The organism is Gemmatimonadaceae bacterium, assembly GCA_019637445.1.
Taxonomy (GTDB): Bacteria; Gemmatimonadota; Gemmatimonadetes; order Gemmatimonadales; family Gemmatimonadaceae; genus Pseudogemmatithrix.
The window spans coordinates 732,766-744,660 of sequence record JAHBVS010000001.1 but is presented as its reverse complement, the minus strand read 5'-3'; the positions used below and the strand labels follow the sequence as shown (position 1 = coordinate 744,660).

Below are 11,895 nucleotides of genomic sequence, written 5' to 3'. Positions count from 1 at the left end.
CTGGCCGCGCTGGCTTGCGCGCGATGGAACCTATTTCTTGGGGCCGAACGCCTTCACGGCATCAAGGAACGCCGCGGGGTCCACGGGCTTCTGCAGGAACGCGGCTGCACCGTGTTTGCGGACGCGCTCGTGTGCAGCGGGATCGGCGGTCGCCGTGAGCACGAGGACCGGAATCGCGGTCGTTTTTGAGGACTGCTTCAGCTTGCTGAGTGTCGCGTGTCCATCGCCGGCGGGCATTTGGAGGTCGAGCACGATCAGGTCGGGTGCGGGACTGCGCATCGCCGCCATCATCGTGCTGGCGCCATCGAATGCGGGGACTGCGGTGTGGCCTCCCGATCGGAGGACCTCGCACAGCAGGGTGGAGAGCTGTCGGTCGTCGTCGGCCACGAGAATGCGCATCCGAGGAAGATTCCCGGGCCGCCGTCCGCTCGCAAGAGCCGACCGCTGGAGGGGTGCGGTGTCGCAGCTACGGCAAGCGCCGCAGCGACATCGTGATGATTCGCATCGGCGCCGCGCCCTCGCGCAGGAACTCGCCGATCTCCTCCCAGGTGTCGCTCGCACCGCGCCAGATGGTGTAGCGCACGCGTCCGCCGGGCACGGGGAAGCCCCACACGAGACTGTCGCCGCGCATTTCGACGCTAGGGACCACACTGCGTCCGTCGCGGTGCGTGCGCATCGCCAGCGCGCCCGACTCGTCCAGCCACAGCGTGGCGGCGGCCTCGAAGTTGATCGTGCCAGTCTGCGGGTCCCGGCCCGTTCCACGGATGATCAGCACCGTCCCGCTGGCCCCGCGCACGACGTCCTCGTGCTGGCGCACGGCGATGGGCTGTCCGGGACCGGAGACCACGCGCGCGTCGCCCTCCCATTGGCCGACCATCCAATCGACGGCGGCAAGCGCGGTGTTCGCCTTGGCGATGGCCTGCGCGGCGGCGGGGTCCTGGGCCTGCACGGATGCGGCGGCCGCCAGCGTGCAGAAGGTGATGGCCAACAGCTGGCGCAGGACGACGGTCAGGCGATGCGGCATTGGATCCTCAGGTCGGGGACGGTGCAGGCTACACTCGCGGCAAGTCGGGGCGCTTGTATCTGCGCGACATCCCGCTTGGCGCGCCAGGCTCAGGGGCGCACGCCGCGGTGATCCGTGCGTCCGAGGCTGTGCGCCACGTGCGAGGGTGGAAGCCCCGTGAGCTGCACGAACTCGCGCGTGAGGTGGGCGTGGTCCACGAACCCCGTCTCCGCCGCGATGCGCGACCAGGTGCCGTCCTGGCGTTCGAGTCGCTGCGCCAGCGCGCTCCGCAGGCGGCGCACGCGCGCCCACTCGCGCAGCGTGAGGCCGGTTGCCGTGGGGAAGCGTCGCTGCAGCTGGCGCAGCCCGACGCCGAGATCCTCGGCGAGCCGGCCCATGCGCAGCTCACCGCCCTCGGCGGCAATCCGTTGGATGGCCGCGCGCACGATCGCGTCGGGTTCGTCCGCGTCCGCGAGTCTCGTAGAGGCCCACGCGTCAAGCGAGGCGACACAGCCGCGCATCGCGGACTCCGAGAGCGCGTCTTGCGGGACGCGAAGCGACTCGCGAAGCCCGTCGGCCCACCGAGCGAGCGCGATTGGCGCTGGACCGAGCTTGTCTCGGAGCTCCCGAGCCGGCACACCAAAGAGGCGGCCGGTCGCATCGGGCCAGAAGCGCAGGCCCAGCAGCGTCACGCCCGGCGTGATCGGCGGCTGAAAGGCGACGATGCGCGGGCCCGTGCAGAGCAGGGGGCCGCGCACCGCGCCGGCCGCGATGGGCAAGGCCAAGCTGAGGCAGCCATCCGGCCACACGGTGTACGGTTGCGATGGATCCGGCGCACGCTCCGCGCGAAAGCTCCAATACGACATCACCCACTGACGCGTGGCGTCAGTGGGTGAGTATTCCGAGTATTGGAAGGCTGTGGCGGTCACGCCCAAGCATACATCGCGGCGCTAGCCGATGGTCAGCCCCAGTCGCAGCGTTCGCCCCATCTGCGGCAGTCCGCACTTGTCGTACATCGCCCGGTCAAAGACGTTGTCCATCTGCAGGGTGGCGCGGATGGCACGCCAGGCGCGCGATGCCGACCAGCGACGGGTGAGCCCGAGGTCCAGCGCCTCGGCGCCCGACTGCTCACTGAGCGATGGCGATGAGGGATTTGAGCACTGCGTGGCGCCGATGAAGCGCGCGCGCGCCTCGCCCTCGAGCCCGGCGAAGAGCGGCGCGGTGAGGAACAGCGAGCCGAAACGCTCCGGCACATCCTCCGGCATGCGCTGCGTGGGGTCGGAGATCGTGGCGTCCTCGATGCGGGCGCGCTGCAGCGTGAGGTCGCCGCGAAGGCTGGCGCCCCAGAGCATCGTGCCGGCGGTGAGCTCGACGCCGGTGCTCTTGAAGCGGTCGCGATTCACGCGTTGGAACTGCGTGCTCGGCAGGGTGATGCGCACGACGGCGTCGTCGATCTGCTGCGTGAAGGCGACGACCTGCACGTCCATCAGGCCGCGGACGAAGCTTGCGCCGACCTCGCCACTGCGGGCCGTCTCGGGGCGGAGCGCCGGGTTCGGTTCGAAGCGATTGAGCGCGCCGGAGTAGAGCTCGCGCAGCGCGGGGAATCGCTTGCGCTCGCTGAGTGAGGCGTGGAGGCGCAGTCCCCGCTGCGGCAGCAGCCACGTGGCGCCGCCGCGCCAGCCGAGTCCGGACTTGCGACCCAGGGGCGTGCGGCCGCCGGCTTCGGTGGTCGTGGCGGCGTCCTGCGAGAGGCCGGCGGTGAGCGTCAGCCTGTCCATTGGGCGATAGTCGAGCTCGGAGGCCAAGCTTGTGAGCCGCTGGCGATACGTCGCGGTCGGATTCGTATTGACCGTCTCCAGATACCGAACCTGGGCATCCGTGAAGCTGCCGCGCAGCACGAAGCGCTCGCCGAGCTGCTGGTCGAAGGTGCCGCGCAGCGAAAGCGTGCGGTCCTCGCCGCGCTCGGTGCCCGTCACGCTGGAGTAGGTCCGGTCGCCGTAACTGTTGATGGCGATCGTGCCCTCCGTGAGGCCGACCGAGAGCTCGGCGTCGCCGATGCCGAGGCGGCTCCTGATGGCGCCGGTGCCAGCCGAGATGGCGCCGATGCGCCGGTTGACCTCAGGATTCCGCCAAAGGCGCGGCGATGCGACGTGCATCTCAGGGGCGACGCCGCGCTCGCCGTCGAGCATGCTCACGAAGCCCGAGAGATAGCGGCCCTGGGCGTGCTCATAGCGAAGGCCGGCGAAGGCGTCGAGCGAGCGGTTGTCGGTGTTGAGCCGCAGGGCATCGGTCGTGCCCGCTTCGTCGAGCGATCCCGGGCGCACCATCCCGGGCGTGTCGCGCCAGCCAGCGCCGACCCGTGCCTGCAGCGTGCTGGTTGCCGAGTGCTTGAGCGCGCCGCCGGCGGTCAGTGCCGTGCGGGCCGCGCCGAACTGGTCGATCTGAAGGTCCGCGCGCGTGACGCGGGCGGGGGCGCGGAACGCATCGTGCTGCTCCCAGAGCCGCGCGCTGACCACGCCACCAATGGCGTTCGGGCCGGCAAGCAGCGACGAGAGGCCGCGCACGTAGTCGACACTCTGAGCCCCGGTGAGCGGGATGGCCGAGACGTCGGCGCGCGCGTCCCAAGTCAACGAGAGGGGGACGCCCTCGAAGAGCACGGCGGCCTGCCGCGACTCGGAGCCGCGGACGGAGATCTCGTTCTCGCCGCGCGAGTTCTGGCGGATATAGACGAAAGGCAGGCGGCGCATCACCTCGCTCATCGACGGGGCGACGACGGCACCGGGCATCGCGTCCGGCGCGATGGTGACGGCGGCGGCGCTGCCGATGACGCGTGGCGCGTATGCGGCGCGGACGCGAAGGGCTTCGACGGCCTGGGCACTGTCTCGCGCGGTGGAGTCTGGACGGGCCTGGGCGTCCACGGCGGCGCCGCCCAGGGCGAGCAGCGCGAGAATGAGGCAGGATTGACGAGTGGTCACGCTGGAACCTACGCAGGATCTGGCCGTCCCGTTGCCGAGTCGGTGGTCCGATCGGCTCAGGCGCTCTGGCCCGCTACCGCTTGGGTCGGGAAGGGGGTGGTACGGTCCAACTCCTTGGGAAACTTCCGGAACCAGCCGGCAACGAGCAGCACTTCGTCGACTTCGTGGCCCGGCACCGTGCGCTCAACGAAGCGGCCACCCCGGGTCAGCTCGGCGATGCGCCGTGCGAGCAGGGCGCGTCCCGCCGCGTCGCGCGGGGTGGGCAGCTCGTCGCGGATGCAGCCGCGACGCACGATGTAGGTGCGGTCATTGCCGTCCACGCCCGGCAGGTCGTAGGTGAACGACAGCGACTCCAGTGCGAATCGCAGACGCACGAACTGTTCGCGCAGGCCCTCGAGCCGCTGGAGCTTGTCGCGCCAGAAGGCGGCGCGTTCGAAATCGAGCGAGTCGCTGGCGGATTCCATGCGGCCGCGCAGGAGATGCATCGGGGCGTCGTCGGCCCCTTCAAGGAAGGCGCGGGCCGCGGCAAACGCGGCGTCATACTCGCGCTCCTTCACGGCGGCCACGCAGGGCCCGAGGCAGCGGCCGATCTCGTGGCGGATGCAACCGGGTGTGCGCGGGGCAACGTTGGGAAACTCGACCTGGTCCGCGAAGAACATCGGCGTGCCGAGGGCACAGTCGCGGAGTCCCAACGCGTCGTTGAGCTCGCGGATGGCGTCGCCAAGTTGCAGGGCGCCGCGGAAGGGGCCGTAGTAGGTGCCGTGCTCGTCCTGTCCCGCCGCGCGCACCACCTGCAGCCGCGGGGCCGGCCCGCGCGAGATGCGCACGAAGGCGTGGTACCGCGCGTCGCGTTTCATCGCGACGTTGTAGCGTGGCTTGAGCTGCTTGATGAGGCGCAACTCGCGTAGGAGCGCGGCGAACTCACTGGGCTGCTGTTCCCAGGTGACCGTCGCGGCCTCGCGCAGGATCCGCGCGCCCTTGTCCTTGGGATACTGCGCGCGGAAGTAGCTGAGTAGTCGGGTGCGAAGCGCCTTGGCCTTTCCGACGTAGATGACCTCGCCTTCCGCGGAGGTCATGCGATACACCCCGGGGACGTTGCGCGCGGTGTCCTTCACCACCGCGAGCAGGTTGTCGATGCGCATCTCGACATCCTTGGGCGGGGCGAGCGGACCGCGGCGGCGACGACGGCGGGGGCTCATCGCTGGCAGCTCCCGCACCACACGGTGCTCCGGCCTTCCAGCCGATGCGTCTCGCGCAGCGGTTCGCCGCAGCGCGGGCAGGGCAGTCCACCGCGGCCGTAGACCTGCAGCTGTGCGGCGAAGCCGCCACGGCCACCGTACGCGTCCTGATAGTCGCGAAATGTCGTGCCGCGGGCGGCGATGCTGGCGCGGAGGATCTCGCGTAGCGCGGCGAGCAGCGCTGCTCCCTGTGCGCGCGACACGCGGGCCGCGGCGCGCGTGGGACGCAGTCCCGCCGCGAACAGCGACTCGTTGGCGTAGATGTTGCCCACGCCTGCTAGACGAGCTTGATCCATCAACACGGACTTCACGGCGCGACGCGACCCCCGAAGGATTCCCGAAAATCGCTCGGCGGTGAGGGCTGGGTCAAGCGGCTCGGGGCCGAGGCTCTGGTCCCATGCGGTGAACTGCGCCGGACTGAGCAAGGCGACCGTGCCGAGGCGGCGGACATCGCGGTAGGCGAGTCGACGGCCATCGTCGAGTGACACGAGGATGCAGGAGTACGGGTCACCCTCGGCGCCCGTCGCGGCGGCCGCTCGCGGCCCGTGGTCTCGCGAGCTGAGGGTGCGCGGGCGCTCCGCGTCGCGCAGCAAGAGCGCGCCGGTGAAGCGTGGGGTGACCACGACGCTGCCGCGCTCGCCGAGGCCAAGCACAATCGACTTCGCGCGCCGCCAGACCCGCACGATCGTCGTACCGGTCAGTGCGCCTTCAAATGACGCGGCCTCGCGCGCGGCTGCCGCTCCGCGCAACGCGCGTCCTCCCCGCGTCGGGTCGCGCAGCACGTCCGCTCGCAGCACCTCGACCGAACGCACAACGGCGCCGCGGAGGGCGCCGTCGAGGTCGCGGGCAATGGTTTCGGTCTCTGGGAGTTCGGGCACGGCGATGAGACGCGTGCGCCTACTGCATCCGTGCGAGTTCGCGCCAGCCGATATCACGGCGGTACTGCCGGCCCTCGAAGCGCACATCCGCCGCACTGCGGCCGCTCAGGGACTGCGCCTTCTCCAGGGACTCGGCGACCGCGGTCACGGCCACGACGCGTCCGCCAGCGGTGAGTAGCTCGTGGCTCTTCGCGTCGCGCTTCGTGCCGGCGTGGAAGACGGTCACGCCGGCGCATGGAGCGGGCAGCGCGATCACGTCGCCCGAGCGCACGCTACCCGGATATCCCTCGGCGGCCACGACGGTGGTGACCGCTGCCCCTGGATGCCACGCGAACGGTTGGAAGCTCTCGACGCTGCGCCCCTCTGCAATCGCCTGCATCGGCGCCAGCAGCGACGACTTGAGCATCGGCAGGATGGCCTGCGTTTCGGGATCGCCGAACCGGCAGTTGAACTCAACGACCTTGGGGCCGTCCTTGGTGAGCATCAGCCCGGCGTAGAGCAGCCCGGTGAACGGACAGCCCGCGTCGCGCATGGCGCGGAGTGTGGGCAACAGAATCTGTTCTGTCACCTTCGCAAGCAGTGCCGGCGTCGCAAGCGACACTGGCGTGTAGGCGCCCATCCCGCCCGTGTTCGGTCCAGTATCGCCCTCGCCAATCCGCTTGTGATCCTGCGCCGCGAGCATCGGTAGGACGTGCGTGCCGTCGGTGAGCGCAAAGAGCGAGAGTTCCTCGCCCTCCATAAACTCCTCGACCAGCACCTCGGCGCCCGCATCGCCGAACACCTTGGCGTCGAGCATGTCGTCGATGGCTGCCTCAGCCTCGGCCGGCGTCTGCGCAACAATCACGCCCTTGCCCGCGGCGATGCCGCTGGCCTTCACGACCACGGGTGCGCCGAGTCGGCGGACCTCGGCCTTTGCTTCGGGAATCGTGGTGAACGTGCGCGCGGAGGCCGTGGGAACGCCGGCCTTTAGCATCAACTCCTTGGCGAAGCGCTTGGAGGTCTCGATGCGCGCAGCGTCCTGCGTGGGGCCAAACACGGCGAGGCCGGCGGCGCGGAAGCGATCCACGATGCCGAGCGCGAGTGGCGCCTCCGGCCCGACCACGGTAAACGCCACGGCTTCGCGCTGCGCCAGCGCGAGGAGGCCTGCGATGTCAGTCGCTGAGACAGCCTCGCATCGCCCGAGTTCGGCGATGCCGGGATTGCCAGGAGCCGCGATGATCTCGGCGGCGGGAGCGTCCTGCTTGAGCTTCCAAGCGAGGGCGTGTTCGCGACCCCCGCCGCCGACGATCAGGATCTTCAACGGCTGGCGCCTCGCACGGCGTCGGTGAAGGCATCGCGGGCGCGCTTGACCGTGTCACCAACCTTCTCGGCGGCGGCCTTCGCCTGGTCGGCGTAGTAGTTGGCGCCCTGCTTGATGTCGTCGCCGAGGCCCTCGCCACGCTTCACGTCGGCGCGGCGCGTGTACTCGCCCGCGAGGATGCGCGCGTACTCGCCGCTCGCCGTCCAGCGCTGCAACTCACCGGCGCGAATGGTGGCGAACGGATGCGTCTGGAAGGCCGTGTTGATGGCCTTGAGCACCGTGTCCCAGGCGGAGTCGTCGTACTCGTACTCGCGGCTCTGCTCCTTGAAAGCGTCGAGATTGAGCGTGTCCCCGAACTCGCGCCCGCCGGCCAGCTTCATCAGCGTGGTGAGCACCAAGTCGGGATCCTGCACGCCGAGCAGCGCGGCGCGGTCGCAGGAGAGCTCGCTCTTGCGGTACCACTCGAGGATGGCGAGCTGGAAGGGCAGGATGGCCACGCCGGCAAGGAAGGGCAGATTGCCGATGCCCAGCATCAGGATGATCTGCGCGATCGTGCGATACGTGACGTGCCCGCTCATCACGTGGCCGAGTTCGTGCGCGAGGATCGAACGCAGCTCGTCGGCTGTGAGGTGTTCGATGGCCGCCGAGTTGATGACGACGAAGGGCTCGCCGAAGCCGACCGCACCCGCATTCACGTTGGGCGAGGCGGTGACGAAGAGCTGCGGCCGCGTGGGCCAATCGAGTGTCTGCAGGACCTCGGTCCACATCGCGTCGAGCTGCGGACGCTGCGTGGGGCCCACGCGCACGGCGCTGGCAGTGAACAGATGGCGCACGCCGCGCTCGCCGAAGGCCTTGGCGAAGGCGTTGACGGCGGTGTCGAAGCCAGGGAGGGCGCGCATCGCCGAGAGGGCGGCGCGGTCCGCGGGATGCTCCCAGGTCTTGGACGCGATGTCGGTCAGGATGGTGCGGGCCATCGGAGTCTCCTTCGGGGTCAGAGCCCCTTGAAAGCCTGCTCGAGGTCCTCGAGCAGGTCCTGCGGGTCCTCAACGCCGCATGAGAAGCGGAGCAGGCCGTCCGTGATGCCGATCTCCGCGCGGCGCGCCGGGTCCACCGAGGCGTGTGTCATCCCCGCCGGCTGACATACCAACGATTCCACACCGCCCAAAGATTCGGCCAGCGTGAAGACCTTGAGGCGGGTGACGATCGTGTTGGCATTGGCCTTGGAGCCGGTCTCGACGGAGACCATGCCGCCGAAGCCGCTCATCTGGCGCTTGGCCAGTTCGTGCTGCGGGTGCGAGGCCAGCCCAGGATAGAACACCTGCTCGGCGCCGACGCGCTTGGCCAGCCAATCGGCGACCTGCCGGCCGTTGGCATCGTGGGCCCGCATGCGGAGCGCCAGCGTCTTGGTGCCGCGCAGGGTGAGCCAGGCATCCATAGGGCCGGGTACTGCCCCTGCAGAGTTTGCGATGAACTGGATCTTCGCCGCGAGTTCGTCGTTGTTCGTGACGGCGACGCCACCGATGAGATCCGAGTGGCCGTTGAGGTACTTCGTGCTCGAATGCCAGACGATGTCGGCGCCGAGCAGGAGCGGCGACTGGAAGATTGGCGTGGCGAAGGTGTTGTCGACGATGGTGAGCGCGCCGGCCTTCTTGGCGATCTCGGCGGCGGCCTTGATGTCGGCCAGCTGCATCAGCGGGTTGGTCGGCGTCTCCAGCATCACCGCGACCGTCTTCTTGGTCATCGCGTCGGCGATGTGCTGCGGGTCGCGCATGTCCACCCAGGTGAACGACAGCCCGAAGTGCTGCAGCAGCTTGTCGAAGAGCCGGAAGGTGCCGCCGTAGACGTTGGCGCCGATGACGATGTGGTCGCCCGTCTTGAACAGCATCATCAGGGAGTTGAGGCAGCCCATCCCCGACGAGAACGCGAAGCCGTGCTGCGCGCCTTCGAGTGCGGCGACGTTGCGCTCGAGCGCCTCGCGGGTTGGGTTCTTGCCGCGCGCGTACTCGTAGCCCTTGTTGACCCCCAGCGCTTCCTGCGCGTAGGTGGAGGTCTGGTAGATCGGGGGCATGATGGCGCCCGAGGTAGCGTCGGGGCGTTGGCCGGCGTGGATGGCGCGGGTGGCGAGTCGCGCGGCGAGGTCTTCGGGGAAGATCTTGGTCATTGCCACAATCTAGCTGGAATCACGAAGGCTGGTCGTGAGCTGTCGCGGCCCACTACGCCCCGCGCTCGGTCACGGTACGACCCAGAAGCTCCCGCGAACCCGAATCGCCTTGATGGTCGTCCCGTCGGTTGTTGCGGCCTCGAAGTCAAAGCGCCCGAACAGCTTGGACGGGGTGGACTCGAGGATCTCAAGTTCGCCGGCCCGCACCAGGTAGTACTCGGCGAGCAGCGGATTCCCAGATGCGGGAACCCTGACCGTCGGCACGAGTGGTGGCTGAAAGGCCAGCGCGCCGTAGACGATGGATCCCGTGAGCAGCGCGCACTCGGGACTCGCGAGGTCGGCGGTGGACCCAAACTTGATGGCAACGTCACCCTCGGTGGGCTCCAGTGCGACGTCGGGACAGAGCAGGGCCCCAGGCGAGGTCTCGAGTGCGGCGGAGCCGCTCACTGAAGCAGCGACCGCGCCGCTTACCACCGCGGAGAATGCCCCAGGGGTCGCGACGAGCTCGATCTCGGGCTCCGTGGACGGCAGGCACGCGCTGGCGATGCAGCTGCACGCAATGAGTGCCAGGGCTCCGCGTCGGGTTGGGACTCGAATCATGTGTGGTGGAAGAAGGCCGGCGTTCGTGCGGCGACGCGCCTGAACTTCGTCGCTCCGCGGCCACTAGGGCAAGCGCCGGGACTTCGGGCAGCGTGTGCGGAGCTCGACGGTGTCGTGCCGGCACTGTGATGCGAGATCACGGAGGGGGCCAGGAACGTGCTAACGTATGGACATGACCGACATTCTGTCGCTGGCCGAGGCCCTGGCCCAACTCGAAACACCCGCCTTGCTGCTCGACCTCGAGCGCCTCGACCGCAACATCGCGCGCCTGGGGGGGCACTTGGCTGCGCTGGGCGTTCCGTTGCGCCCTCACGTGAAGACCGCCAAGAGCGTGCCGATCATCCGACGCGTGCTCGAGGGGCAACCGGGTGGCGTCACCGTCTCCACGCTGCGCGAAGCCGAGGCCTGCTACCAGGCGGGCATTCCTGATCTCCTCTACGCAGTGGGCCTCGCGCCGCAGAAGCTCCCACACGTGGCCGCATTGCGCGCCCGGGGTGCGTCGCTGACCTGCATCCTCGATAGCGTCGCGATGGCTACGATGGTCGCGGAGTTCGCTGCATCCCGGGCACTCAGCGTCCCCGTGCTGATCGAGATCGACAGCGACGGGCACCGCTCCGGCGTAAAGCCCGATGCGCCCGAACTCCTTCAGATCGCGGCCGCGCTCGGCGACAACCTGCGAGGGGTGCTCACGCACGCCGGCGAGTCCTACGGCTGCGTGACCGCAGACGCGAAGCGTGCGATGGCGGAACAGGAGCGCGCCGCCGCGGTACTCGCCGCCGAACGGCTCCGCGACGCGGGCTTCCGCTGTGACACGGTCTCCGTGGGCTCGACCCCAACCGCGTTGTTCGCCGAGCGGCTCGATGGCGTCACGGAGGTGCGCGCGGGCGTTTACGTCTTCCAGGATCTGGTGATGGCGGGCATCGGTGTCTGCGACGTGGATGACATCGCCATCTCGGTGCTTGCCACGGTGATTGGACACCAGGTGAAGAAGGGATGGCTCATCACGGATGCGGGTTGGATGGCGCTCTCGCGCGACCGCGGCACGGCGACTCAGGCCGTGGACCAGGGCTATGGGGTGGTCTGCGACGTGCTTGGCCAGCCGATTGACGGGCTGGTGGTGCACAGCGCCAATCAGGAGCACGGAATTGTCACGGCGCGTGGTGGCGGCGCCTGCGATCTCGCGCGATTCCCCATCGGCACGCCACTGCGCATCCTCCCCAATCACGCCTGCGCCACGGCCGCGCAGTTCGGGGAGTACCAGGTGCTCGCCGATGGCGCGTTGCAGGTGGAGCGCTGGGTCCGCTTCAACCACTGGTAGTGGCGCCCGCGCGGGCTTCAAGAACCGCCGCCGCGCGACCGACACTTGAGGGAAACCCTCCCGTGGTCGTGAATGGCTGAAACCGAGCAGCGCCGCGAGTACTATCGGCTGGAGTATCCGGTCATTGAGCGTCCGTCCTTCGTGATGAAGGAGCGGCGGCTTGAGGTATCCGACCTCTCCGAACGTGGCGTTGCCCTGGTAGTGACGCCTGAGACGCCGGTGTTCCCGCTCGGCTTCGAGCTTGAGGGCACCATTGCCTTCCGACACTCGACGCCGCTTGAGGTGAAGGGGCGCGTGGTCCGCCATCAACCCGGCTTGATCTGCGTGCAACTGGTGGACCAAGTCGTGCCGTGGAACAACGTGCTCGCCGAGCAGCGCGCCATCCTCAAGCGCTACAGCGTCGTCGGCTGACGCGGGCCGCG

General features: G+C 69.2%; 12 protein-coding genes. 2 read left to right on the top strand and 10 right to left on the bottom strand.

The window, feature by feature from the left end; all coding sequences use genetic code 11:
• Positions 1-30: 30 nt before the first annotated feature.
• The 10 genes from KF709_03490 to KF709_03445 all read right to left on the bottom strand — a co-directional run bounded on the left by KF709_03490 (position 31) and on the right by KF709_03445 (position 10,002).
• Positions 31-399, bottom strand: a complete 369-nt coding sequence (locus KF709_03490; GenBank protein ID MBX3173445.1) for a response regulator transcription factor — start codon at positions 397-399, stop codon at positions 31-33.
• A gap of 67 nt (positions 400-466) precedes the next feature.
• On the bottom strand, positions 467-1,024 hold the full coding sequence (locus tag KF709_03485) for a hypothetical protein (protein ID MBX3173444.1): 558 nt from the start codon (positions 1,022-1,024) through the stop codon (positions 467-469).
• Between the two features lie 89 nt (positions 1,025-1,113).
• A complete protein-coding gene (locus tag KF709_03480; GenBank protein MBX3173443.1) occupies positions 1,114-1,932 on the bottom strand; it encodes an AraC family transcriptional regulator in 819 nt (272 codons plus the stop codon).
• Between the two features lie 21 nt (positions 1,933-1,953).
• Positions 1,954-3,978, bottom strand: coding sequence for a TonB-dependent receptor (locus tag KF709_03475; GenBank protein MBX3173442.1), 2,025 nt, complete (start codon positions 3,976-3,978; stop codon positions 1,954-1,956).
• 56 nt (positions 3,979-4,034) lie between these two features.
• Positions 4,035-5,177, bottom strand: a complete 1,143-nt coding sequence (locus KF709_03470; protein MBX3173441.1) for a GIY-YIG nuclease family protein — start codon at positions 5,175-5,177, stop codon at positions 4,035-4,037.
• Positions 5,174-6,094 carry a bifunctional DNA-formamidopyrimidine glycosylase/DNA-(apurinic or apyrimidinic site) lyase gene (gene mutM, locus KF709_03465; GenBank protein ID MBX3173440.1) on the bottom strand — a complete coding sequence of 307 codons (921 nt, stop codon included), beginning with the start codon at positions 6,092-6,094 and terminating at the stop codon, positions 5,174-5,176. Before mutM ends, KF709_03470 begins: the two co-directional genes overlap by 4 nt.
• A gap of 19 nt (positions 6,095-6,113) precedes the next feature.
• The gene (gene purD / locus KF709_03460) at positions 6,114-7,394 is read right to left on the bottom strand and encodes a phosphoribosylamine--glycine ligase (GenBank protein ID MBX3173439.1); all 1,281 of its coding nucleotides are present in this window, start codon (positions 7,392-7,394) and stop codon (positions 6,114-6,116) included.
• Entirely contained in the window at positions 7,391-8,368 is a 978-nt protein-coding gene (locus KF709_03455) for a M48 family metallopeptidase (protein MBX3173438.1), read from the bottom strand. The genes purD and KF709_03455 overlap by 4 nt, the downstream gene beginning before the upstream one ends.
• Before the next feature lie 17 nt (positions 8,369-8,385).
• On the bottom strand, positions 8,386-9,555 hold the full coding sequence (locus tag KF709_03450; GenBank protein MBX3173437.1) for an aminotransferase class V-fold PLP-dependent enzyme: 1,170 nt from the start codon (positions 9,553-9,555) through the stop codon (positions 8,386-8,388).
• A gap of 69 nt (positions 9,556-9,624) precedes the next feature.
• Positions 9,625-10,002, bottom strand: coding sequence for a hypothetical protein (locus tag KF709_03445; GenBank protein ID MBX3173436.1), 378 nt, complete (start codon positions 10,000-10,002; stop codon positions 9,625-9,627).
• 325 nt (positions 10,003-10,327) lie between these two features.
• Here KF709_03445 and KF709_03440 point away from each other — a divergent pair, with 325 nt between their 5' ends.
• Both KF709_03440 and KF709_03435 read left to right on the top strand, forming a co-directional pair.
• Complete coding sequence (locus tag KF709_03440; GenBank protein MBX3173435.1) at positions 10,328-11,473, top strand: alanine racemase; 1,146 nt, start codon at positions 10,328-10,330, stop codon at positions 11,471-11,473.
• A 72-nt stretch (positions 11,474-11,545) separates the two neighbouring features.
• On the top strand, positions 11,546-11,884 hold the full coding sequence (locus tag KF709_03435) for a PilZ domain-containing protein (GenBank protein ID MBX3173434.1): 339 nt from the start codon (positions 11,546-11,548) through the stop codon (positions 11,882-11,884).
• The last annotated feature ends 11 nt before the right edge of the window (positions 11,885-11,895 follow it).

What these genes read in the sequence shown, in the direction of transcription:
- KF709_03490 (MBX3173445.1), bottom strand. Translation starts at nt 399, where the DNA reads ATGCGCATTCTCGTGGCCGACGACGACCGACAGCTCTCCACCCTGCTG.
- KF709_03485 (MBX3173444.1), bottom strand. Translation starts at nt 1,024, where the DNA reads ATGCCGCATCGCCTGACCGTCGTCCTGCGCCAGCTGTTGGCCATCACC.
- KF709_03470 (MBX3173441.1), bottom strand. Translation starts at nt 5,177, where the DNA reads ATGAGCCCCCGCCGTCGTCGCCGCCGCGGTCCGCTCGCCCCGCCCAAG.
- KF709_03455 (MBX3173438.1), bottom strand. Translation starts at nt 8,368, where the DNA reads ATGGCCCGCACCATCCTGACCGACATCGCGTCCAAGACCTGGGAGCAT.
- KF709_03450 (MBX3173437.1), bottom strand. Translation starts at nt 9,555, where the DNA reads ATGACCAAGATCTTCCCCGAAGACCTCGCCGCGCGACTCGCCACCCGC.
- KF709_03440 (MBX3173435.1), top strand. Translation starts at nt 10,328, where the DNA reads ATGACCGACATTCTGTCGCTGGCCGAGGCCCTGGCCCAACTCGAAACA.
- KF709_03435 (MBX3173434.1), top strand. Translation starts at nt 11,546, where the DNA reads ATGGCTGAAACCGAGCAGCGCCGCGAGTACTATCGGCTGGAGTATCCG.